General features: G+C 33.5%; 19 protein-coding genes. 8 read left to right on the top strand and 11 right to left on the bottom strand.

Features of this window, described 5'->3' with window-relative positions:
* A complete protein-coding gene (locus Q4566_RS02835) occupies positions 1-615 on the top strand; it encodes a deoxynucleoside kinase (RefSeq protein ID WP_216068451.1) in 615 nt (204 codons plus the stop codon).
* A 237-nt stretch (positions 616-852) separates the two neighbouring features.
* On the opposite strand, the gene Q4566_RS02830 is transcribed toward Q4566_RS02835, so the two are convergent.
* Together Q4566_RS02830 and Q4566_RS02825 are read right to left on the bottom strand one after the other, a co-directional pair.
* On the bottom strand, positions 853-3,201 hold the full coding sequence (locus tag Q4566_RS02830) for a sodium-translocating pyrophosphatase (RefSeq protein ID WP_303418040.1): 2,349 nt from the start codon (positions 3,199-3,201) through the stop codon (positions 853-855).
* A 277-nt stretch (positions 3,202-3,478) separates the two neighbouring features.
* Positions 3,479-4,015, bottom strand: coding sequence for an inorganic diphosphatase (locus tag Q4566_RS02825; protein WP_303418037.1), 537 nt, complete (start codon positions 4,013-4,015; stop codon positions 3,479-3,481).
* Positions 4,016-4,334: 319 nt separating this feature from the next.
* Between Q4566_RS02825 and trmD the strand changes: the two genes are divergently transcribed.
* From trmD to Q4566_RS02800, 5 genes are all read left to right on the top strand, one after another.
* Positions 4,335-5,012, top strand: coding sequence for a tRNA (guanosine(37)-N1)-methyltransferase TrmD (trmD, locus tag Q4566_RS02820; RefSeq protein ID WP_303418035.1), 678 nt, complete (start codon positions 4,335-4,337; stop codon positions 5,010-5,012).
* A gap of 764 nt (positions 5,013-5,776) precedes the next feature.
* Entirely contained in the window at positions 5,777-6,127 is a 351-nt protein-coding gene (rplS, locus tag Q4566_RS02815; RefSeq protein ID WP_216068447.1) for a 50S ribosomal protein L19, read from the top strand.
* An 804-nt stretch (positions 6,128-6,931) separates the two neighbouring features.
* Positions 6,932-9,142 carry an NADP-dependent isocitrate dehydrogenase gene (locus Q4566_RS02810; protein WP_303418031.1) on the top strand — a complete coding sequence of 737 codons (2,211 nt, stop codon included), beginning with the start codon at positions 6,932-6,934 and terminating at the stop codon, positions 9,140-9,142.
* Between the two features lie 175 nt (positions 9,143-9,317).
* On the top strand, positions 9,318-10,139 hold the full coding sequence (gene murQ, locus Q4566_RS02805; protein WP_303418029.1) for an N-acetylmuramic acid 6-phosphate etherase: 822 nt from the start codon (positions 9,318-9,320) through the stop codon (positions 10,137-10,139).
* Entirely contained in the window at positions 10,126-10,356 is a 231-nt protein-coding gene (locus tag Q4566_RS02800; protein ID WP_303418027.1) for a DUF6095 family protein, read from the top strand. The genes murQ and Q4566_RS02800 overlap by 14 nt, the downstream gene beginning before the upstream one ends.
* A gap of 2 nt (positions 10,357-10,358) precedes the next feature.
* Here Q4566_RS02800 and Q4566_RS02795 read toward each other — a convergent pair whose 3' ends face one another.
* On the bottom strand, positions 10,359-10,859 hold the full coding sequence (locus Q4566_RS02795) for a hypothetical protein (protein WP_303418026.1): 501 nt from the start codon (positions 10,857-10,859) through the stop codon (positions 10,359-10,361).
* Between the two features lie 232 nt (positions 10,860-11,091).
* Entirely contained in the window at positions 11,092-13,533 is a 2,442-nt protein-coding gene (locus Q4566_RS02790) for a helix-turn-helix domain-containing protein (protein WP_303418024.1), read from the bottom strand.
* A 150-nt stretch (positions 13,534-13,683) separates the two neighbouring features.
* On the opposite strand from Q4566_RS02790, the gene Q4566_RS02785 reads away from it, so the two are divergent.
* The gene (locus Q4566_RS02785; RefSeq protein WP_303418022.1) at positions 13,684-17,616 is read left to right on the top strand and encodes a hybrid sensor histidine kinase/response regulator transcription factor; all 3,933 of its coding nucleotides are present in this window, start codon (positions 13,684-13,686) and stop codon (positions 17,614-17,616) included.
* 115 nt (positions 17,617-17,731) lie between these two features.
* Complete coding sequence (locus tag Q4566_RS02780; protein WP_303418021.1) at positions 17,732-17,866, top strand: hypothetical protein; 135 nt, start codon at positions 17,732-17,734, stop codon at positions 17,864-17,866.
* A 417-nt stretch (positions 17,867-18,283) separates the two neighbouring features.
* Here Q4566_RS02780 and Q4566_RS02775 read toward each other — a convergent pair whose 3' ends face one another.
* From Q4566_RS02775 to recN, 7 genes are all read right to left on the bottom strand, one after another.
* A complete protein-coding gene (locus Q4566_RS02775) occupies positions 18,284-18,988 on the bottom strand; it encodes a response regulator transcription factor (RefSeq protein WP_303418018.1) in 705 nt (234 codons plus the stop codon).
* A gap of 4 nt (positions 18,989-18,992) precedes the next feature.
* Positions 18,993-20,561 (bottom strand): sensor histidine kinase KdpD, encoded by a 1,569-nt coding sequence (locus tag Q4566_RS02770; protein ID WP_303418015.1) that lies wholly within the window; start codon positions 20,559-20,561, stop codon positions 18,993-18,995.
* A gap of 62 nt (positions 20,562-20,623) precedes the next feature.
* Entirely contained in the window at positions 20,624-21,214 is a 591-nt protein-coding gene (coaE, locus tag Q4566_RS02765; protein ID WP_303418013.1) for a dephospho-CoA kinase, read from the bottom strand.
* Positions 21,211-22,170, bottom strand: coding sequence for a YbbR-like domain-containing protein (locus tag Q4566_RS02760; RefSeq protein WP_303418011.1), 960 nt, complete (start codon positions 22,168-22,170; stop codon positions 21,211-21,213). Before Q4566_RS02760 ends, coaE begins: the two co-directional genes overlap by 4 nt.
* Before the next feature lies 1 nt (position 22,171).
* Positions 22,172-23,173, bottom strand: coding sequence for a glycosyltransferase family 2 protein (locus Q4566_RS02755; protein WP_303418009.1), 1,002 nt, complete (start codon positions 23,171-23,173; stop codon positions 22,172-22,174).
* Positions 23,174-23,315: 142 nt separating this feature from the next.
* Positions 23,316-24,137 (bottom strand): enoyl-ACP reductase, encoded by an 822-nt coding sequence (locus Q4566_RS02750; protein ID WP_303418007.1) that lies wholly within the window; start codon positions 24,135-24,137, stop codon positions 23,316-23,318.
* A gap of 50 nt (positions 24,138-24,187) precedes the next feature.
* Positions 24,188-25,840, bottom strand: a complete 1,653-nt coding sequence (gene recN / locus Q4566_RS02745) for a DNA repair protein RecN (RefSeq protein WP_303418005.1) — start codon at positions 25,838-25,840, stop codon at positions 24,188-24,190.
* Between the last annotated feature and the right edge of the window lie 2 nt (positions 25,841-25,842).

The following is a 25,842-nucleotide window of genomic DNA, read 5'->3' as shown; positions in this document are numbered from 1 at the left end:
ATGCACATTGCTATTGCTGGAAATATTGGCGCAGGAAAAACGACACTCACCCAATTACTCGCTAAACATTATAAGTGGGAACCTCAATTAGAAGATGTTGTAGACAATCCATATTTAGATGATTTTTACAATCAAATGGAGCGTTGGAGTTTTAATTTACAAGTTTACTTTCTAAACAGCCGATTCCGTCAAGTTTTACAAATTCGCCAAAGCGGAAAAGATATCATTCAAGATCGAACGATTTATGAAGATGCTCACATTTTCGCCCCTAACCTACATGCCATGGGTTTAATGACGAATCGCGATTTTGAAAATTACCGATCGCTTTTCGAACTTATGGAATCGTTAGTACAAGGTCCCGATGTTTTAATTTACTTGAGAAGCAGTATTCCCAACTTAGTAGCCCAAATACAAAAGCGTGGTCGCGATTATGAAAACACCATAAGTATTGATTATTTAAGTCGTTTAAACGAACGCTACGAAGCTTGGATTCATGGCTACAACAAAGGAAAACTTCTTATTATTGATGTAGACAAACTAGATTTTGTTGATAATCCAGAGGACTTAGGAAGTATCATAAACACCATAGACGCTGAAATTAACGGTTTGTTTTAAGAACTCGTTACGCTGCATAAAACTTATAAAACCTAAAAACCACGTGATTCACGTGGTTTTTTATTTTAAGCGAGACTTTTAATTTATTAAATAAAAGCTATATAAAAAATAATCTTTCTGTCAACCTGAACTTGATTCAGGTTCTCCCCATAATTAGTTTTTCAATTTGTTAGGATTCTGAATCAAGTTCAGAATGACGTCCTCGAACATTTTTGAAACAGTTTCTATTTTAATTATTTATTTTTCACTTTTTAATGCCTCTATACGTGCTTTAACTTCTTCTTCAGTACCATGAAATGTAGTATAACTAGTTGCTACATCATCATCAGTCGTAGTTACCGTAGTAATAACTGCTTTGACTGTTCCATCTTCATTATCTGTTATATCCATAGTAACTTCTTTTGTAACCGAAACAACTTCAACTTGTTCAATAATTTCTTCTTCAGAAGAATAAGCGGTTAACGCATCAGCAGAAATGGCAATACTAGGAGCGATAACTAAAGCTACCACCGACATTAATTTTAATAAAATATTTAACGAAGGTCCTGAAGTATCTTTAAACGGATCTCCAACGGTATCACCAACCACAGAGGCCTTATGTGCTTCTGTACCTTTTCTACCTTGCTCTTCAATGGTTTTTTTAGCGTTATCCCATGCACCACCGGCATTAGATTGGAAAATCGCCATTAACACACCACAAGTAGTAACGCCAGCAAGCAATCCGCCTAACATTTCAGCACCACCAATAAAACCAACAGCTACAGGTACTATTATGGCCAACAGACCTGGTAATACCATTTCTCTAATTGAAGCTTTTGTTGAAATATCAACACATTTATCATATTCTGCATAACCATCGGCAGCATCAAAAATAGCACGATCCTCAGGCGTTGCCTTACTCATGTCTGAATCATATTTACGCATCACCCCTAAAGCGGCTTTCAACTGCGGAATGTCTCTAAACTGACGACGCACCTCTTCAATCATAGCCATCGCTGCACGACCAACAGCATTCATTGAAAGTGCTGAAAACACAAAAGGTAACATCCCTCCCACTAATAATCCAGCCATAATATCTGGTTTCGACACATCGATTGCTACAACTCCCGCTGTTTTCATAAAAGCAGCAAATAAAGCCAATGCCGTTAACGCTGCGGAAGCAATTGCAAAACCTTTTCCAATCGCTGCAGTTGTGTTTCCTACTGCATCTAATTTATCGGTACGTTCACGAACTTCACTTGGTAATTCTGCCATTTCTGCAATCCCTCCAGCATTATCTGAAATTGGACCATACGCATCAACCGCTAACTGAATTCCTGTATTTGCAAGCATTCCAACCGCTGCAATAGCAATACCGTATAAACCAGCAAAATGATGAGAAACTAAAATAGCTGCTGCTATTAAAAGAATTGGAATAGCTGTAGACATCATCCCGATACCTAAACCTGCAATAATGTTTGTTGCAGCACCTGTTTCCGATTGCTTAACGATAGACATTACTGGTTTTTTACCTGTTCCTGTATAATATTCAGTTACTTTTCCAACAGCTAAACCTGCTACTAAACCTGCTATAGTTGCCCAAAACACCCCCATAGCACCAAAAGGCAAACCTTCAACAGTTTCAGGGATTAAAGTATTAATAATAAAATATGAAGCGATAACCATTAAACCCGCAGACCCAAACTCTCCAATATTTAAAGCCGATTGCGGATTTCCGCCATCTTTTACTTTCACAAAAAAGGTACCTATAATAGACATTACTATCCCTACGGCAGCAAGCACTAAAGGCAAGTACACAGCTCCTAATCCGTTAAAATCTGGCGTTAAAATAAAAGCTCCTAAAACCATCGTACCTATAATTGATCCTACGTAAGACTCAAATAAATCGGCTCCCATCCCTGCAACATCTCCAACGTTATCACCAACATTATCAGCGATAGTTGCTGGATTTAATGGGTGATCTTCAGGAATACCTGCTTCCACCTTACCTACTAAATCGGCACCTACGTCGGCAGCCTTGGTATAAATACCACCACCAACACGAGCAAACAATGCAATAGAAGAAGCACCAAGCGAAAATCCTGAAAGTACATTTAGAACTTCATTAAGTCCCCAGCCCATTTCACTATAAATCATAAATAATCCACTAAGCCCAAGAACACCCAGTCCTACAACACCTAATCCCATCACTGCACCCCCAGCAAAAGCTACTTCTAGTGCTTTTCCTAATGATGTTCTTGCTGCATTGGTTGTACGCACATTGGCCTTGGTAGCGACCTTCATACCAATAAATCCAGCTAATGCTGAACAAATAGCGCCAACAATAAAGGAAACAGCCACCATACCATTAGAGCCGGTTTCAGAGTTCCCTTTGAAATAAAGCAGAATAGCAACTGCTACAACGAAAATTGATAATATTTTGTACTCGGCTTTGAGAAAAGACATCGCACCATCGGCAATGTTTTTAGCTATTCTTTTCATTTTTTCATCACCTTGATCCTGTTTGGTGACCCAAGCACTTTTAATAAACACAAACGCTAAGGCTAAAACACCAAAAAGCGGTAAAAATTTCACGATTAATTCCATAATTAGTCAGTCATTTAATAATTAGTTGTTTTTTTAAATCTTGTTAAAAATAGGAAAAATAAAAGTGATAAAAAAAGCTAGGTTAATTTAAATATTCCATACCAAATCACCACATAAACTATAATATTTACAATACTATGATATTTGTTTGTTAATTAGTTTTTCATATGCGAAATATGTCGTAAAACCAAAGATGAATCTTAAGTTTTACCAATACTAAAAAACCACCCTGCTTTTACAAACAGGATGGTTTTGAATTGGTCTTCTCAAAAAGAACTTATATGGTAAAGGTTCTTTTCTTTTTATGTTCGCTATCGTCGTAACGTTTAACACATTCATGGTAAATTTTTATGGCGGCTTCAGCATTACCCCAACCACCTGTATCAACTTTTTTCTTTTCTAAGTCTTTATATACTTGAAAGAAGTGCTCTATTTCTTTTAATCTATGTGGATTTAAATCCGCGATATCCGTTTTATTACTCCAAATAGGATCTGAAACTGGTACGCAAATAACTTTTTCATCTGGTCCTTTTTCATCTGTCATGTAAAACACACCAATAGGTCTTACTTCCATAACCACCATTGGGTAAGTTGGTTGATGTCCCAAAACTAAAACATCTAAAGGATCTTGATCTAACGCTAAAGTTTCTGGAATAAAACCGTAATCTCCAGGGTACATCATAGAAGAAAATAACATACGGTCGAATCTAATTTTGTGTAGTGTAAAATCGTATTCATACTTATTTCTACTTCCTTTAGGGATTTCAATTAACACATCGAAAGTTACAGATGACTGTTTTTTCTTATCACTCATTTTAAAGTTATTTAGTTATATATAAGTAGTTCTGTTTAATATTTTAAGTGCACAAATGTACTGAAACCTATGGCTTTTAGCAACAAAAAACATGTTGTTTTATATCTCTTTACCAAAGCTTAATACTTATTCATTTTGGCAACTAATTTAGATAAAATGGCTTATACCATATAGCCTTTATGTAAAATTTAACTTTATACTAATACTTAAAAATTAAGTGATTCTTTAGAAGTTATAGCTTTTATAAATCATGCCATTAAATTCACGTAACAAACTATCAAACAATTAAATTATCTTTGCAGCACTTTTTAAATGAATCATGCGCATAGATATTATAACGGTTTTACCCGAATTACTTAAAAGTCCTTTTGAAGCTTCTATTTTAAAACGAGCTATTGAAGCTGGTTTGGTGGAAGTTCACTTTCATAATTTAAGAGACTACACCTCTGATAATTATAAATCTATTGACGACACCCAATTTGGTGGTGGTGCTGGTATGGTTATGATGGTTGAACCTATTGACAAGTGTATTTCTGCTTTGAAGTCTGAACGCGATTATGACGACATCATTTATATGACGCCTGATGGTGAAACCCTAAAACAAGGGATTGCTAACCAATTATCGCTTAAAGAAAACCTTATTATTTTATGCGGACATTATAAAGGTGTGGATCAGCGGGTTCGTGATATGTTTGTGACTCGTGAAATTTCCATTGGTGATTATGTCCTTTCTGGGGGTGAATTGGGCGCTGCTGTATTATGCGATGCGGTAATTAGACTTATCCCAGGTGTTTTAGGAAACGAAACTTCTGCCCTAACTGATTCTTTTCAAGATAATTTGTTAGCGCCTCCTATTTATACCAAACCACGAGAATATAAAGGTTACAAGGTTCCTGAATTATTATTTAGCGGAAACTTACCTAAAATAGAGAAATGGCGTGAAGAACAAGCGTATTTAAGAACCAAGGAACGCAGACCTGATTTGTTAGAGGATTAGATTCAGGTTTAATGTTTCAAGTTGTTTATTCCTGACGTTTTGGGTTTGTTTTTTCATGTGGAGTTTCTAGTCGCAGTCTCAGTCACGGTTTTCAGTTAAACAAATACACGGCTCAACGCATAAACGAACAAACATTTCAACGTCACCCACGCTCAACCGTCTTCTGTCTTCTGTCTAAATCACCAATTCAATTAATAATTAATAATGAATAATGAAAAGGGAAAAATTTTTCAAGAGTTTCAGGTTTGAAGTTTAAGGCTGTTCATTCCTGATGTTTTGAGTTTACTTTTTCATATCGAGTTTCCAGTGTAAGTCGCAGTTTTCAGTCAAACATATAAACAGTTCAACGAATAAATGCATAAACCTTTCAACATCATCACTGGTCACCAGTATTCCGTCAAAATTCCCAGTTCAACATATAGTCAATAGTCAATAGTCAATAGTCAATAGTCAATAGTCAAATTAACAAAACACATTCTTAAGAAACGTACACCCCGTGTTAAGGATAGCAGCGGCATCCTTTTTTGTTGCTGTAAATTTGAAAAGGAAAACCAAAACATCTTCTAAAAAAACCTAAACACCAAATAATAAGCTCATTACAAAAAAGATATAGCGTATAGCCTGACCTGCAAGGAACACCAAAATAAATTAAATAAAAGATTGCAAATACGTAATTAATGATTATTTTTGCAGCCAATTTCGGGTTAACCTCTGGCGAGAATCGTGAATGTTGTTCTGAATAAATAATTATAAAATATAAAGATATGGAATCTTTAGTAAAATTTGTACAAGACGAATTTGTAACAAAAAAGGAATTCCCAGAATTTGCAGCTGGTGATACAATTACTGTATACTACGAAATTAGAGAGGGAGAAAAAGTTAGAACTCAGTTCTTTAGAGGTGTAGTAATTCAAAGAAGAGGATCTGGATCTTCAGAAACTTTTACAATTAGAAAAATGTCAGGAACAGTTGGTGTAGAGCGTATCTTCCCAGTTAACTTACCTGCATTACAAAAAGTTGAAGTTAACAAACGTGGTAAAGTGCGTAGAGCAAGAATCTACTACTTTAGAGGTCTTACTGGTAAAAAAGCCAGAATTACTGAGCGTAGACGTTAAGCATAATACAACTGCATTAGCAGACTTAAAAAGCCTTGATTTTTATCAGGGCTTTTTTTTATGAACAATTGTTAATAAAACATGTTTATAACCTGTTGATATATAATATGTTAAAATATTTGCAAACCGCGCATATATTTCGTAATTTAGTAAAACAATTAAAAGTTCTTATTACATATAATAGTTGTTTTTTTAGGTTTTATACTTCATGTAAAAAATGAATAAGTAAAAAACCATAGCATGTTCGAAATAGTCGCAAATTTAATATCGTGGCAAATAAATATTGAAAACATGGGACTTTTAAATAGTATAATCGCTAAGAACATACTAATTAAAGGTATTACTATATAAATCATCGTGTAAGCGAGTAAGGATTTGTTAGTATAAAAAAACAATTAACTGAAGCATTTAGTTAATAAGTCAATACATTTTGAAAATTAAATGAATGTTTCATTGAAATAACAACACTTGAACCGAATGTTTAATTGAATATGTTAAGCGTTTTTAGGGTATTACTAAAATTAGGTCACGTTAAGTTATTTCAGGAAAGCCATGTCAAAGTAGATTAAATTCTGCAGGGATATGGCTTTTGTTTTTTAATAACATCTTCACAATTATATTGTCAAATTCGTACTTCTACACGGCATTTTTATCATTATTATAAAAATTTTATACTAAAAACTATTCACTTGTTTATTGAATTAAAATAAGTATCATTTTTCGTATCTTCGCATCGCTAAAAAAGAACCTTTCTAAACTACGTCTTTTTAGTAACTAAAAATTCAACACATAAATCCGACACTAATGTCTAAAATAATTTACACAAAAACGGACGAAGCTCCGGCGTTAGCAACACGTTCACTTTTACCTATTGTTAAAGCATTTGTTAAATCTTCTGGAATTAACATTGAAACTAAAGATATTTCTTTAGCGGCAAGAATTCTAGCTGTATTTCCAGATTTCTTAACAGAAGATCAAAAAGTATCTGATGATTTAGCAATTCTAGGAGAATTGGCTAAAAAACCTGAAGCTAATATTATCAAATTACCAAACATTAGTGCATCGGTTCCGCAACTAAAAGCAGCGATTAAAGAATTACAAGGTTTAGGTTTTAAAATTCCTGAGTACCCTAATGAGGCTAATACAGCTGAAGAAAAAGATATTAAATCGCGTTACGATAAAATTAAAGGTAGTGCTGTAAATCCTGTTTTACGTGAAGGAAACAGTGATAGACGTGCTCCTAAAGCGGTTAAGAATTACGCGCAAAAGAATCCGCACTCCATGGGTGCTTGGACTAGCGATTCTAAATCTCACGTGGCTACAATGAGCGAAGGTGATTTTGCTCACAACGAAAAATCTACTACAATCCCTGCTGCAACAAGCGTTACTATTGAGCATACAGATGCTAATGGTAACACTACGGTTTTAAAAGAAGGCTTGTCTTTACTTGAAGGAGAAATTATAGATGCTACTGTAATGAACAAAAAAGCGTTATTAAGCTTTTTAGAGCAACAAGTGGCAGATGCTAAAGAAACTGGCGTATTGTTTTCATTACACATGAAAGCAACGATGATGAAGGTAAGTGATCCTATCATTTTTGGTCACGCTGTTGAAATATTTTTTAAAGATGTTTTCGCTAAACATGGTGAAACTTTTGAAAAACTAGGTGTTAATGTACACTCTGGTTTTGGTAACGTTATAGAGCGTATCCAAGAATTACCTACTGAAGAACGTCAAGCTATTGAAGCTGACATTCAAGCAGCGTACACGAATGGTCCTGCTATCGCGATGGTAAATTCAGATAAAGGTATTACAAACCTGCACGTACCAAGTGACGTTATTATTGATGCTTCTATGCCTGCAATGATTCGTACATCTGGACAAATGTGGAATGCTGCCGGAAACCTTCAAGATACTAAAGCGGTTATTCCAGATAGTAGTTATGCTGGAATTTACTCTGCAACTATCGATTTCTGTAAAAAGAATGGTGCTTTCGATCCTACAACTATGGGAACGGTTCCTAATGTTGGCCTTATGGCTCAAAAAGCTGAGGAATACGGTTCTCACGATAAAACTTTCGAAATTGAATCTAACGGAACTGTAAAAGTTATTGACGCTTCTGGAGCTACTTTATTAGAGCATACTGTTGAAGAAGGTGATATCTGGAGAATGTGTCAAACTAAAGATGCACCTATTCAGGACTGGGTTAAATTAGCTGTAACACGTGCTAGAGCTTCTGAAACGCCTGCGGTATTCTGGTTAGATGAAAACAGAGCACATGATGCTGAAATTATTAAAAAAGTAAACACATATTTAAAAGATCACGATACTAAGGGATTAGATTTAAGAATCTTATCGCCTATCGATGCGACATTATTTACATGTGAGCGCCTTATAAAAGGTGAGGATACTATTTCTGTTTCTGGAAACGTATTACGTGATTACTTAACAGATTTATTTCCAATTTTAGAAGTTGGAACTAGTGCGAAAATGTTATCTATCGTTCCTTTAATGAATGGTGGTGGTTTATTTGAAACTGGTGCGGGTGGATCTGCTCCAAAGCACGTACAACAACTTGTTGAAGAAAACCACTTACGTTGGGATTCACTAGGTGAGTTTTTAGCTTTAGCGGTTTCTTTGGAACACTTTAGTAATGTGAACAATAACCCTAAAGCTAAGATCTTAGGTGAAACTTTAGATGATGCTACAAGTACATTACTTGAAAACAGAAAAGGCCCTTCTAGAAAAGCTGGAGAGTTAGATAATAGAGGAAGTCATTTTTACTTAGCACTTTACTGGGCTCAAGAATTAGCAAAACAAAATGCTGATGCAGATTTAAAAGCTGAATTTGCTCCAATAGCAGAGCAATTAGCGGCAAATGAATCTAAAATTGTAGCTGAATTAAATGATATTCAAGGTAACGCAACCGATATTGGTGGTTACTACGAACCAAATGATGCTTTAGTTAGCAAAGTCATGAGACCAAGTGCTACATTAAACACCATTATAGAATAATCTATTCTTATATATTTTACAAAAGCCTCTTATTTTTAAGGGGCTTTTTTTATGTCATACTTTAAAATTTATGATACTTTTTTCTCTGAATTTTTAAAGCAACATTAACAATAGAACACCGTAAAGTAGCCAGCCTTTTTCTTCTTCAAACTAAAAAAATACGTATTTTTGACCTATGAGTTTTATAAAAACAACCGAGCAAGATTCTAATCACAACCATCTGGAAAAGATGTCGGTTTCAGAATTACTACAAAACATTAATAACGAAGACAAAAGCGTTCCAACTGCCGTTGAAAAAGCCTTACCACAAATTGAAATTTTAGTGTTTCAAATTGTTGAAAAGCTTAAAATTGGCGGACGATTATTCTATATGGGCGCTGGAACAAGCGGACGTTTAGGCGTTGTTGATGCCTCGGAATGCCCACCTACTTTCGGCGTGCCTTTCGATTTAGTTCTTGGAATAATTGCTGGTGGTGATTCGGCCATTAGAAAAGCTGTTGAGTTTGCAGAAGATTCTACAACTCAAGGTTGGAAGGATTTACAAGACTATAATATCACTCAAAAAGATGTTGTTGTAGGTATTGCGGCTTCAGGAACAACGCCTTATGTGATATCGGCTTTAAAAGCTTGTAATGAGAATAACATCGTAACAGGTAGTATTTCTTGTAACCAGGATAGTCCGTTATCGCAAACCGCACAATTCCCTATTGATGTTGTTGTAGGTCCGGAATTTGTTACAGGAAGTTCTAGAATGAAAGCAGGAACGGCTCAAAAATTAGTGCTAAACATGATTTCTACTGCAACGATGATTCAATTAGGACATGTAAAAGGTAATAAAATGGTTGACATGCAACTGAGTAACAATAAGCTTGTTGATCGTGGTATTCGCATGATTATGAATGAAATTAACGTTTCATCTGAAACAGCTTCAAAACTTTTAACCGAATATAAAAGCGTTAGAAACGCTATTAAAAATTATACAGATGGAAGAAAATAGAACAGACAAAGCCGTATTATTTAAGGGTGTTAAAATTTTAATTTTTTCTGTGTTAAGTCTTTTTATGGGCCCTATATTATTAAGTTTTGCTTACAGTAAACCAGAATCACCTTATTATTACCCGCTTTTAATTATTGGGAGTGCTGTTTGTGCCATGGCTGTTTTTATGGTGTTTAAAGGCTTGCAAACCATTATGCGCAGCATGTTTAAGAAGTAAAACTATTCAGCCTTTATATATTTTGGTGTAGATGGGTTATATCCGAAATTAGCATCTGTTATTTGAATATTCAACTGTGTTAATATGTAATTAATAATAGCAAAATGATGAACGGTATGGCTATTTGCCTGCGATAGAAGTGCAGCATAGGTATAGTCTAATTCTATTTTACCTAAACCTAAATCATCAATAACAACCACTGGTTCATTTAGTGGTAATCTACTTGAAACTAACAATTCTTTTATTGTTTCATAATAATCTAATGCAATCGGACAATTTTCCTCCACAGCCACTTGCCTTCGCCTAGCCGTTAAATCGACCATTCCGGCTTCATTTTTAGACAAAATACACATATAATAATCTAAAATATGCCGAATATGAGAACCTACAGAGGTATAATAAGGTCCAACTGAAGCGTTTGAGTAATTTTCATTGGTAAGATTCGTTAAAACAACCTCAACATTTTCTAAGGTTTTTATTACCGATTTCATGATTATATTCATGATCACTAATTTAGATAAATTATACTGATTATCCGTAATGTGACATAATTGTTATCGTCAACCTGAACTTGTTTCAGGTTCTCATCACAATATATTAATTATCAGCTTTATGAGATTCCGAAATAAATTCGGAATGACGTAAATACAATGTTTAGGTTACAAAACGGATATACAAATAAATTATTATTTGAACAAACAAAACCTTGTTCCTCTCTTTAACTTTCAAGACTTCTTAATTTTTGACTAAATCCAACTCCTCCAACACCAAGCGCAATTCGAAATAAGAAAACTTATCTTCCAATTGTTGTTTTAAATCCGATAGATTTTCAAAAGTTTTCTTTGGAATGATTTTCTTGAGCTCATTATAGTTTTCTTCGGAAATAATATCAAATAATTGCACCTCTCCTGTTGGTAAAAAAGTAGCTAAATGCCCAAGAATGGTGTTTTCATTTAGTTCTCTAAGATCTGCAATTTCTTTAATTGATTTACCTGATTTATAAAGCTGAAGCGATTCCTTTTTAGTGTCTCCTTTTTTCCTTTTTGGTGCTTCTTTAAAAATTTCAACATCATGTGCTGTTTCAATATCGTTTTCTTCGCAATACTCGTTGATAATTTTTAAAATAGCCGTTCCGTATTTCTCAACACGTGTTTTTCCCATACCATTCACTTGAAGTAATTCCGCTTTATTTGTAGGGAGTGTTTCACACATTTCGTAAAGTGCTTTTTGGGTAAATACCTGAAAGTGAACTAAGCCTTTATCTTCGGCTATTTCATTCCTAAGCACACGCAGCAATTCAAACAACTCCACGTGACTGGTTCCATCAACAACAGTCTTTCTAGATTTTTTGGGCTTTTCTTTTCCTTGGAACACAGCTTTAGCTCGTAATTCTAAGAAGTTTTGCGTATTAAATCCACTTTGTAAATTATTAAAATACAACTGCTTCACAGCAAGTAATTCTTCAAAAGCATCTAAATTTTTAGTAATATCACTTCCAACCGCTTGATTATCGGTAGTAAATCCAAAAGTTTTTAATGGTGTAGTAATAACAGTTTCTGTTTCTGCTTTAAAATAGGTAATCGCCTTTTTAAAGCGTTCTTGAATGACAGCACTAGATTCTGGTAACCCTTCCTCTTCCGCTATTTGCCTAAGCTGAATATTAAAACCATTGGCTACTTTTAAAAAGTTCGCAATTTTATCTTTTATTGGACGAAAGGTATCTTCTAACTTACCTTCTATAATGGTTCTATTTTTATAATAAATATCTAAAATTCGATTTACAGGATATAAAAACGCATAGAAATCAAAAATTTCATGAATTAAATCGAGTTGAAACCTTTTTTTAGAGGCTTCTAACACCAAATCATCGGGAGCATTTTGTTCGGCGTTTTCATTAAAAGTAATCACGTTACTATCGCTAATAATTTGATTAGAATGAATTTTGCTTTTTAAAACTAAGCCCTCCAAAGATTTACAACGACTTAATGCCACATAGGTTTGTCCGTGTGCAAAAGCACCTTGAGCATCAATAATGGCCTTTTCAAAGGTTAAACCCTGACTTTTATGAATGGTTATCGACCAAGCTAAACGCAACGGCATCTGGGTATATGACCCTATTTTTTCTTCGGAAATGGCTTTGGTTTCTTTATCTACGGTATAATTGATGTTTTCCCAAATTTCGGGTTTCACCTCAATATTAAAATCGTCATCAGGACAATGTACTACGACTTCATCCTTTTCTAAAAAAATCACTTTTCCAATTTTCCCATTAAAATAACGCTTTGCAGGATCGCTATCATTCTTAACAAACATCACTTGTGCCCCAACTTTCAAATCTAAAGATTCATTGTTAGGATAAGCGTACTCTGGAAACTTCCCTTCTACATCTGCTCTATAGGTAAATGTTTTTGTAGTTAATTTATCGAGTTCTGCTTTATTGGTAGCTTCAGCTTTGTTATTATGTGTGGTGAGTGAAATATACCCCGCATCTGGCTTAGGCGTGAAATCGGCAATAAATCGTTTGTTTAATTCATTAGCCGATGCTTCAGTCAAGGCATTGTTCCTAATTTCATTCAATATCTGAATAAACTTAGGGTTCTCTTGACGATAAATGTGTTTTAATTCAACAGAAATCGCATCGCATTGCTGGTAGGCGTGACTGCTAAAAAAGAAAGCATTTCTGTAATGTGCTTTTAGTAACGACCACTCTTGCTCTTTTACAACTGGCGATAATTGTTGTAAATCTCCAATCATTAAAACTTGAACGCCTCCAAAAACCTTTTCTCTATTTCTAAAGCGGCGTAGTGTTTTATCAATTCCGTCTAGTAAATCGGCTCGAACCATACTAATTTCATCAATAACCAATAAGTCCATAGACTTAATAATATTGATTTTCGTTTTACTAAACTTTCTATTAAAACCCTGGGAGGCATTTAAATCGGTGTCTGGTAAAATAGGCCCGAAAGGCATTTGAAAAAAAGAATGAATGGTAACCCCTTTTGCATTTATAGCTGCAACTCCTGTTGGCGCTACCACCACCATACGCTTTAAACTATCCTTTTTTAAACGATGTAAAAATGTGGTTTTTCCGGTTCCTGCTTTTCCTGTTAAAAATATAGATCGGTTTGTATTATTAACAAACGACCAAGCTAATTCCAACTCCTTATTTATTGCCATTAAGTGTTTTAAAAAAATTTAGATTTTGAAGATAATAAAATATCAGGTTTAAAATAAATCAATTAAGTCATAATAATTTATTAATTTCAATCTACGAATAACCCCAAAACACTTTATATCAAAGCTATGCCTATGTAAATTTTAATACTATTGAAATTAGTAATCCCTAAAACTAAAATCTCTTACTACATCGCAGTATGTGTTATGCTGTGTGCTGTTGATGGTTTATGTCAAAAAAAGGTTGATCAAAATTCACTTCAAAAGCAATTTGCGTTCAAGGCACTCACCATTGAAGACGGTTTATCTCAAAATTGTGTTATAAGTATCACTCAAGATAGTATCGGTTATCTATGGATGGCTACTCAAGACGGGTTAAACAAATATGACGGCAGAAAGTTTACGCACTATAAAAAGCAGTTTGAAAACATCACAAGATCTACATTTAGCAAATTAGGTGAGATTTATATAGACAAGCAAAATAGACTTTGGATTATAACACATGGCGGACAGTTAGAGCTTTATAACCAAGATACAGATACCTTTACTCCTATTAAATTAGCATATAAAATCTGCTCCATTTATCAAGACCAAAAGCTCAATATATACCTTGGTACGTATAACCAGGGTTTACTAAAGTTAGACTTACATACAAAACAAGCCTCTCAAATACCTGAAACACAAATTCAAAAACAGACTGTTTACAATTTTTTGGAAACAGAATCAAGTTTATATATGGCCACTTCAGGAGGTGTTTTTAGCTATTCAAACAATTCGGAGTTAATAAAAGTAGCCATAAACAATAGTAGCACACCGCATTACAGTACCTTAGAAGAGTCTAAAGATGGTACTATCTGGCTAGGTTCCTATGGTGATGGATTGTTTTATAAAACACCAAATTCAAATGAATTTCAACAATTTCAGCATAGTAAGCTACCTATTGACATAAATATTGAAGACCTACTAGTTGACAATAAAAACCTTTTATGGTTAGCTACTTATGGTGATGGCGTCTTTCTAATTAATAAAGAAGAGCAAGAGGTTAAAAATTTTAAGGCAAATAAGAGTAATCCATTTGCCATTCAGTATAACGACATATTATGTTTGTTTGAGGACAATACAGGGGTTGTTTGGTGTGGTTCAGATGGCACTGGGGCCAATTATTATGATGAACATCTTATCAAGTTTAACATTTTAACTAATAATCAAGTACCTCAAAATACAAGTGTTGACATGGTAAGGTCCCTTTGTACGGATTCTAAAAATAACATTTGGATAGGAACATATGGCAGAGGACTTACACGTTTCAACTTGAAACAGAAAACATACCAAACTTTTACCACCAAGAACTCATCACTTTCAACTAGCAGGATTATTAGCCTCAATTATTTTGACGGTGAACTTTGGGTTGGCCATCAAGTAAAAGGTCTTAACACGCTAAGCTCCTCAGGGAAATTTATCGACTACCCCGCTCTATCAAACCTTACGATTTGGAATATTATAGCAGAAACCCGCGATAAACGCTGGCTTAGCACAGAACAACATGGCCTTTTACTGTTTGATACGAATAAAGGTATCATTAAAACATTTAATCAAAGTAATTCCAGTTTACCTACAAATAACATACGCGCCTTAACGAAGCAAAATGATAGTATCCTGTGGTTAGGTGCAGATAACGCCGGAGTTTATAGATTAAACGTTAAAACAAATCACACTGAAAAGATTGAAAAACTTGATTACAAAATAAAGTCATTATTAATTCAAGATGATATACTTTGGGTAGGTACTAATGGTGCTGGTCTTATAAAATATAACACGGTAAGTAATGACACTATTATTTATACTCAAAGCGATGGTTTACCTAATCAAGTTATTTATGGTGTTTTACCAGATGCCAACCAAAATTTATGGTTAAGTACAAATAATGGTATTAGTAAATTTTCTCCTTCAAAAAACAGCAATGCATTTGAAAATTTCAGTACCGATGATGGGTTACAAGGTACGGAGTTTAATACTGGCGCTTATTGTAAAGCTGAAGATGGCACCTTGTTTTTTGGAGGTTTAGAAGGTATTAATTGGTTTAAGCCAGATCAAATTACTTACAATTCAGTAAAGCCCAAAACCATTATTTCTTCATTTGAAGTCTTTTCTGAAAACCGAGAAATGATAGAAAATGATCAATTAAAACATAATGAAAATACAATTACATTTGCTTTTTCAAGCCTTCATTTCTCACTACCAGAAAAAAGCGCTTTTAAATATAAGCTAGATAATCACGATGAAGATTGGATTAATTCGAAGCATAACAACTTAGCGCACTACACCAACTTACCCCCTAATACATACACTTTTCAAGTTATTTCTAGCAATTATGATGGTGTTTGGAATGACGAACCTGCTCGATATACTTTTGAAATAAAAAAGCCTTGGTATTTAGATAGCTTCGCTATACTCTTATATAATTTATTATTTATTCTACTTTGCTACATTGTTTACTATTACGCCAAGCTACGTTGGCATATGAGAATGCAATTGAGTCTTGAAAACGCCGAGACCAATCGTTTGAAAAAATTGGATGAATATAAAACACAACTCTACACCAATATATCTCATGAAATACGCACGCCCTTAACCTTAATTTTAGGTCCAGTAGATAACCAACTTAGCAAAGAAAACTTGTCTAGCAAGGATAAAAAAGAACTCACTTTAGTTAAACAAAATGCCAATAGGCTATTAAACCTTGTAGACCAAATGCTTAACCTTTCCGTGATTGATTCTAGTCAAATGAAACTTAAGGTCTCAGAAGGTAACTTAAGCCTTTTGCTAAAACAGATTATGAATGCTTTTCAGTACAGTGCAAATAAGAAGGATTTAAATATAAGCGCTAAAATTGAAAATTTAAACAACGTATGGTTTGACCGTGATATTATCGAAAAAATATGTGCTAACTTATTCTCTAATGCTATTAAATACACCACAGGTAAAAACGACATTATTTTTGAAGCTCATAGACAAGAAGATTTTTTGGTATTATCTATTATAAATACAAGTACTCATGTTGAAGGAAAAGATTTAAGCAAGCTTTTTCAACGATTTTATCAAGACAATGAAATGTCCGATGGTGTTGGTGTAGGTTTAGCATTAGTACGCGATCTTGTGGCCTTATCAAAAGGTACAATTGTCGCTAATAATCTAGGGAATAGTCATATTCAATTTACAGTTTCACTTCCAATTACAAAAAATGCTTTTAATCAAGATGAAATTATAAATTGTACGATTTCAGAAAAACCAAAAGCTTTAATGCTTCAAAATGAAAATAGCCCCAAACCATTAAAAGATAAACCACAATTACTTATTGTTGAAGATGAAGAAGATATTCTTGCTTTCATAGAATCTATATTTAATGATAATTATCAAATTTCTCAAGCTTGTAACGGTGAAGAAGGTCTTAAGAAAGCGCTCCAAATTATTCCAGATGTGGTTATCAGTGATGTCATGATGCCCATAAGCAATGGAATAAAGCTATGTGACTCCATTAAAACCAATAGTATAACGAGTCATATCCCTGTGATTTTACTAACAGCTAAAGCGGGAGATCACAATGAAATTGAAGGTTTAAAAACTGGAGCTGATGCTTATGTTACAAAACCTTTCAATTCTGATAAGCTCAAAATCATTGTTGAAAATTTAATTAAAAACAGAAAAAAAATCCATGAACAATTTAATAACACACTAAACCTTAACCCTAAGTTGGCCATTACTTCAACAGAGGCTGTTTTTTTAAAACGACTCCAATCGATTATTGATGCACATATTACAGATCCTAAATTTAATAGCGAACTTTTTGCTGAATACATGATTATGAGCCGCACGCAACTTCATAGAAAACTGAAAGCCATATCAAATTGTACAACAAGTGAATTTATCCGTTTACAGCGTTTAAAATTGGCCAAAGAATTACTTGTAAAATCTGATGCCACTGTTGCAGAAATTGGTTACCAAGTAGGTTTTAATACCCCTTCTTACTTTATAAAATGCTTCAAAGCGCTTTATAAGTGTACTCCAACCGAATTTACCTCCAAATAAAAACACATGAATAATTTCTTCCTTTTGTAACATATCTTCTATCGATTGGAACATATCTAGCATCCCTTAATTTGAATTCCTTATAATTTTACAATTAAGAAATTCGTAAATGACTATGGATAACAAAGCCAACGAAGCTGAAAAGGAGGTCGTGATATTCATGAGCATTGACCATTTAAAAAAAGGTAACTATGAACTCAAAATCTTATTAAATAATGAAGTGGTGAAATCGGTTAAAATAACCAAATAGTATACAGTACATTTGTCTTATCCCTAAATAGATTTAATTGAAAACATCAAAATATTAAACACTCCCAATACATGCTATTATCTAGATTGAAGCCCAAGTTTATCATAAGTACATACTTTTTCAGTATCATGCTCATAACCATTTGATTCTTGTCTCTCGCACTAAAAGATTTCAAAACCTACAGTAAGTTATGTCACGCAACAAAAAATCCAGCATAAAGCTGGATTTTTTTATAGAATAATAATAAGATTATTTGTATATCCGTTTTGTAATCTAAATATTGCATTTACGTCATTCCGAATTTATTTAGGAATCTAACAAAGCTGATAATTAATATATTGTGATGAGAACCTGAAACAAGTTCAGGTTGACGATAACAATTATGTCACATTAAGGATAATCAGTAAGATTATATTTTTAGCTATTTACCACCAATCTAAAACCTTCACCGTGGATATTAAGTATTTCTACTTTTTCATCTAATTTTAAATACTTACGTAGCTTAGCAATGTATACATCCATACTACGTGAAGTAAAATAATTATCGTCGCGCCAGATTTTAGTTAAGGCCAACTCACGAGGCATTAAATCATTTTCATGTAAGGCTAATAAACGTAATAATTCGTTTTCTTTAGGTGATAATTTTACTGGATCACCGCCTTTAAACTTTAAAAAACGTAGTTTCGAATTTAGATCAAAATCACCAATTTTAAACTCAAATTGCTTACTATCCGAAATCGTCTCAGTTGCCTTACGTTGAATAATGGCCTTAATTTTCATTAGCAACACTTCACTATCAAAAGGTTTGTTAAGATAATCGTCTGCTCCTACTTTATAACCTTTTAAAACGTCTTCTTTCATCGTTTTAGCGGTTAAGAAAATAATAGGCACATCGGTGTTCTTTTCTCTTATCTCTTTGGCCAATGTAAAGCCATCCTTATAAGGCATCATAACATCCAGAATACATAGATCAAAATCATCTTTTTTGAATTTTTCGAAACCTTCCATACCGTTTTTGGCATGAGTAACTTCGTAATCATTCATCATTAAATAATCTTTAAGAACGGTTCCAAAATTTGGATCGTCTTCAACTAATAGTATTCTCTTTTTTTGCTCTTCCATGATATTACGATATTAACGGAAGCTTTATGGTAAATGTGCTCCCTTTGTCTTTTTCACTTTCTACTGATACATGACCTTGATGGTCTTCTACAATTCTTTTAACATAAGCCAAACCTAAACCATGGCCTTTTACGTTATGAATATTTCCGGTGTGTTCTCTATAAAATTTTTCAAACACTTTTTTTGCGGCTGTTTTACTCATTCCGCTACCGTGATCTTTTACTTTTAATAATACATTAGTGCCTACATTTTCTGTATACACTTCTATTTTTGGTGCTTCTGGAGAATACTTAATCGCATTGTCCAGCATATTAACTATGACGTTTGTAAAATGTGTTTCATTGGCTAAAACCGATGTTTTTTCAGCATTTAAAAACGTTTTTATATAACCTTGTCTATCTTCAACAATTAACTCTACGTGCGTAATCGCATCTTCAACTAGCTCGTGTAAATCAACTCTATCTTTATTTATATTAAGTTCATTTTTTTCTAATTTAGAAATCCTTAATACATTTTCAACTTGAGCATGCATGCGCTTGTTTTCTTCCTTTATCATAGAAAGATATCTAACTACCTTTTCTTGATCATCAATAACCTTTGGATTCTTTATCGCATCTAACGCTAAATTTATAGTCGCAATTGGGGTTTTAAACTCATGCGTCATATTATTGATGAAATCGGTTTTAATTTCTGAAATTTTACGTTGTTTTACCAATTGATAAAGCGCTAAACCTGAAGCTAGAATAATAATTAGCGTAAACATGATGGATAATAGAATCATCCCAATAACGCCTGATAAAATAAATTTTCTATCATCAGGAAAATTTACAAGTAATCTATATAGACTACGATTATTTTCATCATAAAAAATAGGCACGCCAAAAGTAGAATCTTTGTGATATTCAAAATTATCACTATGTACTTTTGTTGCTAGATCGTTACCGTAAATTGCAAATTCAAAATCAATTCCTATACCATATTTTTGAAGTTTTTCGGATAAGAGCGCTTTAATCTCCTCTTCTGAAACCCGCTTATGAACTGGTTTTCTTTTTAAAACCTCCTTAAAGTTCTTCTCAAAACTTAATTTTTGAGCTTCATCTATAGTACCACTCCTTATAATTTTTGAAATCGGACTCTTTAAATCTCGGTCTGCCGATTCCATATTACTATAAATTTCGGTACTTGAATTTCCAATAATATTGGTAATATCTAGGCTGTCTAAGCCAATATCAAAGAGCGATGAAGACAGTTTAAAATCTTCTTGCAATACATTACTTTTATAAATAAGTGTTTCTTTTGTGCTGTTGTTTTTCCTGTAAATTAACAGTTGAGAGACAGCATCTGCATCCACTTTCTTTTCTTTATCTAAACTTAAATATTCTGTAAAATACTTTTCAAATTCGTTTTCTTCTATCGTGTTTGAAACGTTATTTAAAACGGTAACCACATTAGACTTAAAACGATTCCTTTCATTATTCACAGAATCATTAATATAATAAGCTTGAATCGAAATTATACCTATTAAGGACAAGCTCATTAGTATAATTAGTAAGATAAAAATCCGTTTACTCATTGCCCAAAATTAACATTTTAACATTAAAAATCTTATCATTTAACCTTACATTAACAAAAATGTTAAAATTTAAGATTTCTTAAAATTTCTTCATGAATATTTAGGACTTGTCTTTTAGTTTCCTCTAAAACAGTGTTAAAAACCACAAAATCTGAAAGTGTCACTTTCTTTGCATCAGTCCATTGATTATTCATAATGGCTTCAATTTTTTCTTTCGTAGTTCCATCACGTTTTAATACCCGTTCCATTCTTATGCTTTTAGGAGCAGTTACACTAATCACATAATCACAAGCCTTATCTCCACCGTTTTCAAATAAAATCGCCACTTCTTTTATCACATAGGCTGAACGTTGTTCTAAGACCCATGCCTCAAAATGTTCGGCAACCCTAGGATGTACAATAGCGTTCATTTTCTGTAAATACGATTTATCATTGAAAATAATATTTGCAATGAATGGTTTATTTAAACCCTCCTTAAGATACGCATTTTCTCCAAACAACTCAATTAATTCTTGTTTTACAACAGAAGATGCATTCATAAGTTTTTTAGCCTCAACATCAGCAATGTAGACAGGGATGCCCACTTCATTAAACATTTTAGCAACTGTCGTTTTGCCGCTACCTATACCTCCTGTAAGTCCAACTATGGTCATTTTGAAATAATAAATTCTACACGTTGCTGATTAATTTTAGAATACTTGGCAAGCTCTGGTGCCTTTACCAATTCTGGAATTAAAAAAGTCTGATCTTCACTAGTATCGCTAAAATCGCAAATCACTTCAAAGTCCTTTTTTGAGATCTGTTCAAAATCAGATAAACTCACATAGTATGAAACACTAACTTCTTTTGGAAAAAATTTAATAACACTCTTTTTAGGCGCATTTATAATACGCACAGGAATTTTTAGGGTACCCTCAGTGAATTTTTCTACCGTAGCTTTTAATCGAACGGTTGTAGTTGAAAAATCTAAATCTGATTTATTTTCAGGAAGCTTTAATAGTAACGGCTCATCCAAGTTTGCTCTAACCCCATTAATTTGTTTTGCTTCAGTTTCCAAGAACTTAATTTTCGACACTAATATATCGGCTCCAACCACCACCACAGAGTCTGGTTCTACTACTAAATCTGTAGAAGCATTATAACCCAGACTATAATTAACATCAGCTTTTATTCTAACCGGTACTTTTTTCACCAAATTCACACCATACCTAAAGGTTATCCTTTCAGGAGCTAAATTTAAAAGCTCAACCTCTTTATCAAACTGCGTGTTTTTTAAGAAAGCCTTGGTTTTATTATAAACAAAAACATCCTTTTCCTTATGCACATCGTTTGTAAAATCTACTGTTACTTTAGGATCTGTAAAGTAATATTTTAACCATCTAAAACCATGAGTTTTTAAAGTGATGTCCATATTTACAGAATCATCTAAAATCACATATTCTTGCGGAATATTAACCTTTTGTATTTTAAACGGAATAGTATCTGTATAGCTTTTAGAAAGCTTTGATATAATTAAAATAACAAACGCCGACAGCAGAAACACAAGAAATACGTTGATTCTTTTGTTTTTAATAGAACTTAGTATTTTGGATCTTAACTTGTTAAGCATATTATTTGAAAAATAGTTTTGGGAAATACGATTCTGGGTTTTTACCTAATACGGAAACTACCCAAGTAGATTTAATAAAACCATAACCGTAACCGAAAAATTGAATTAAAATAGCTGGTATAGCCAATAAAGCAACGATTAAACTTTTTGAGTTTACAAGTGCTAATGTAAACGCCATAACAAAGTACAACATATACGATACAATGAAGAATTTTATATTAAAAAACCATAATCCTATAGCAAGCACTAAACCTAAACTAAAAACTAAAGGAAACCAATACGTTAGTTTTTTTGTTGAGGGATGCCACACGTTCAGAATCGGTCGTACAAGTCCGAATTTATTCACTTGCACATAAAAATTTTTCCATGAAATCCTACGCTTGTGATACACGAAAGCTTCAGATATAAGTTTCGTTTGATATCCTAAATTCCATAAACGAATGGACAAATCTGGATCTTCACCTGGATGAATCTTACCAAAACCTTTGGAAGCCTCAAACGCTGCCTTTGAAAGCCCCATATTGAAACTTCGGGGTTGAAATTTATCAACACTTCCTTTTTTTCCTCTTATTCCTCCTGTGGTTATGAAAGAAGTCATAGCGAAATTTATCGCTTTTTGAAGATTTGAAAAGGACTCATGAGCTGCATCTGGCCCACCAAAACAATCCACATATTCCGTTTTCAAGCTTTTTTCAACTTCAATTAAATAGTGTTTAGGTAAAATACAATCTGAATCTAGGATAATAAAGTAATTCCCTTCCGCCTTTTGCATACCATAATTTCTAGAATCTCCAGGTCCAGAATTTTGCTTAAAATAGTAAGCAATATTCAGCTTGTTTTGAAAGGTTTTCACAACGGCCTCTGAAGATAATGTTGAGCCGTCTTCGACAATAACAACTTCAAAAGGCATATTTCCTTCTAAAGCTTCAAAACTCTCTAAAAGTTCTTGAATCTCATCTGGACGATTATATACCGGAATGATAAATGAATATTGCACAGTCATTTTACAAAAATAAAGAAAGCAGCGTCAATTATATATTATAATAGATTAAGTTATTTCAAATTAAAAAAGCTGCACAATCAGAGTAAGTTTTAAAAACAAAAAAGCCACCAATAAAGGTGGCTTTCATTAAAAAGTATATTTTTTATTTCGTTTCATTCTCTACAAAAGCGCTCATAACAGCTGTACTAACACCCATGTTACTGAATCCTCCATCATTATAAAGGTTTTGCAAAGTCACACGTTTTGTTAAATCACTGAACAGAGACACGGTATAGTTTGCACAATCTAAAGCTGTTGCATTTCCTAGTGGCGACATTTTATCAGCATAAGAAATAAAACCATCAAAACCTTTAACACCGCTACCAGCAGTTGTTGGAGTTGGCGATTGAGAAATTGTATTTACTCTAACGTTTTTTTCTTTTCCGAAGAAATAACCAAAACTACGCGCGATACTTTCTAGATAAGCTTTATTATCAGCCATATCGTTATAATCTGGAAAAACACGTTGTGCAGCCATATAGCTTAAAGCAACGATACTACCCCACTCATTCATAGCATCAGACTTATAAAGTGTCTGCATAACTTTATGGAATGACATAGCTGAAACATCTGTTCCTTTTTGAGTGAAATCGTAATTTTGATTGGTATAATGATTTCCTTTTCTAACATTTATAGACATTCCGATAGAATGTAACACAAAATCAATTTTACCACCTAAAATTTCCATAGACTTATCTACAAGATTTTGTAGGTCTTCAAGAGATGTAGCATCTGCAGGAATAATTTGAGAACCAGTTTTTTCAGCTAATTCATTAATTTGCCCCATTCGCATAGCAACAGGCGCATTGGTTAATACAAACTCACCACCTTCTTCATGAACGCGTTCTGCAGTTTTCCAAGCAATTGAATTTGAGTCTAATGCTCCAAAAATGATCCCTTTCTTTCCTTTTAATAAGTTGTACATATATCTCGTTTCTTGTTTTTATAAAATTATTTTGGCGACAAAGATAGTAATTAATTGAGTAATTCTTTAGCATGTGCAATAGCTGATGACGACATTTCTTTACCGCCTAACATTTGCGCTATTTCTACAATACGCTCGTCATGGTTTAACTTGATCAAATTCGTTTGTGTTTGGTTATCCACATCCTCTTTATATACCTTGAAATGTGAATGGCCTTTTGCTGCAATTTGAGGTAAATGTGTAATAGAAAACACTTGCATCGTTTTACTCATTTCTAGCATGATATCCCCCATTTTATTCGAAATCTCACCAGAAACTCCAGTATCGATCTCATCAAACATCATGGTTGGCAATTGAATGTACTTCGCTAAAACTGATTTAATAGCCAGCATAATTCTTGACAATTCCCCGCCTGAGGCTGCTTTTTTTAATTCATTAAAACTACCGCCTTTGTTTGCTGAAAACAAAAAGTCCAGTTTATCCTTACCGTTTGCAAAAAATTCTTTGCTAAAATTAGCCTCTATTTTAAATTGAGCATTAGGCATCCCTAAGCTCGTTAAAATAATTTCTAATTGCGATTTTAACTCAGGAATGACATCAGTTCGTTTAACATGAATACTTTTAGCTATTTTATTTAGAACAGCTTCTTGGGTAGCTATTTCTTTTTCTTTTTTCTGAATGGTTTCATCTAAATTCTCTGTTACTGAAACCTTTTCGTCGAGTTGATCTCTAATTTCAATTAATTCTGAAACGGTTGTTGACACATGTTTTTGCATCAAACTATGAAGGGTTTTCAATTTAGCATCAACGACTTCCAGTCTATTTGGATCGGCTTCCAAACCTTCTTGAAAGTCGTTTACTTCACCAAATAAATCATCCATTTCAATTAAACTGCTATTCGCGCGTTCAAATAAAGTATTGTATTTTGAAGAATAACCTGCTAATTTTTGAAATACATTTTTTAAAGCTGTTAGCGATGAAATCACCCCTATTTGCTCATCTTCTAATAATTGATAAGCTTCAGCTAGATTTTCCTTTACCCCTTCTATATTGTTTAAAGTTTCGTATTCTTCCTCTAAAGTTCCTAACTCGCCTTCAACCAATTTAGCTTCAACCAATTCATTTAATAAAAATGAATTATAATCATGTTCTTTAATGGCTTCAGCTTTAAAAACTAATAATTCATCTAATTGCTTTTGAAGTTTTTTATAAGCCTTCAACTCTAACCTATACCCTTGTAAATCCTCGTCATTATTAGCTAAGGCATCAATAACCTGAAACTGAAAATCGTTACTCGTTAGTTGCATGGTTTGGTGCTGCGAATGAATATCGATTAAACGTTCTCCTAAAACTTGCAAACTCGCTAAGTTTACAGGCGAATCATTAACAAAGGCCCTAGATTTTCCGGAAGGTAAAATTTCTCTTCGGATAATTGTATTGGCATCATAATCGAAATCTTCAGCCTCAAAAAGGGCTTTTAATTTGTAATTAGACACATCGAAAACGGCTTCAATAATACATTTTTCTGAAGCATCTTTTAGACTGCTCAAATCGGCACGTTTTCCTAAAATAAGAGATAAACCACCTAACAAAATAGATTTTCCCGCTCCAGTTTCACCGGTTATGATTGAGAATCCGTTGTTAAAATCGACTTGCATCGCGTCGATTAAAGCGTAATTTTTTATTGAAAGAGATGTAAGCAAGG

This window comes from Tamlana sp. 2_MG-2023, assembly GCF_030548465.1.
GTDB lineage: Bacteria > Bacteroidota > Bacteroidia > Flavobacteriales > Flavobacteriaceae > Pseudotamlana.
The sequence above is the reverse complement of the archived record's forward strand: the minus strand, read 5'-3'. Positions and strand labels throughout refer to the sequence as shown.

Bases quoted from the DNA above. Each gene is read 5' to 3' on its own strand.
- Q4566_RS02775 (WP_303418018.1), bottom strand. From the start codon at position 18,988: ATGGAAGAGCAAAAAAAGAGAATACTATTAGTTGAAGACGATCCAAAT.
- Q4566_RS02830 (WP_303418040.1), bottom strand. From the start codon at position 3,201: ATGGAATTAATCGTGAAATTTTTACCGCTTTTTGGTGTTTTAGCCTTA.
- Q4566_RS02835 (WP_216068451.1), top strand. From the start codon at position 1: ATGCACATTGCTATTGCTGGAAATATTGGCGCAGGAAAAACGACACTC.
- Q4566_RS02760 (WP_303418011.1), bottom strand. From the start codon at position 22,170: ATGCTTAACAAGTTAAGATCCAAAATACTAAGTTCTATTAAAAACAAA.
- rplS (WP_216068447.1), top strand. From the start codon at position 5,777: ATGGAATCTTTAGTAAAATTTGTACAAGACGAATTTGTAACAAAAAAG.
- Q4566_RS02825 (WP_303418037.1), bottom strand. From the start codon at position 4,015: ATGAGTGATAAGAAAAAACAGTCATCTGTAACTTTCGATGTGTTAATT.
- murQ (WP_303418029.1), top strand. From the start codon at position 9,318: ATGAGTTTTATAAAAACAACCGAGCAAGATTCTAATCACAACCATCTG.
- trmD (WP_303418035.1), top strand. From the start codon at position 4,335: ATGCGCATAGATATTATAACGGTTTTACCCGAATTACTTAAAAGTCCT.
- Q4566_RS02755 (WP_303418009.1), bottom strand. From the start codon at position 23,173: ATGACTGTGCAATATTCATTTATCATTCCGGTATATAATCGTCCAGAT.
- Q4566_RS02795 (WP_303418026.1), bottom strand. From the start codon at position 10,859: ATGAATATAATCATGAAATCGGTAATAAAAACCTTAGAAAATGTTGAG.
- Q4566_RS02770 (WP_303418015.1), bottom strand. From the start codon at position 20,561: ATGAGTAAACGGATTTTTATCTTACTAATTATACTAATGAGCTTGTCC.
- Q4566_RS02810 (WP_303418031.1), top strand. From the start codon at position 6,932: ATGTCTAAAATAATTTACACAAAAACGGACGAAGCTCCGGCGTTAGCA.
- Q4566_RS02800 (WP_303418027.1), top strand. From the start codon at position 10,126: ATGGAAGAAAATAGAACAGACAAAGCCGTATTATTTAAGGGTGTTAAA.
- Q4566_RS02790 (WP_303418024.1), bottom strand. From the start codon at position 13,533: ATGGCAATAAATAAGGAGTTGGAATTAGCTTGGTCGTTTGTTAATAAT.
- Q4566_RS02780 (WP_303418021.1), top strand. From the start codon at position 17,732: ATGGATAACAAAGCCAACGAAGCTGAAAAGGAGGTCGTGATATTCATG.
- coaE (WP_303418013.1), bottom strand. From the start codon at position 21,214: ATGACCATAGTTGGACTTACAGGAGGTATAGGTAGCGGCAAAACGACA.
- Q4566_RS02750 (WP_303418007.1), bottom strand. From the start codon at position 24,137: ATGTACAACTTATTAAAAGGAAAGAAAGGGATCATTTTTGGAGCATTA.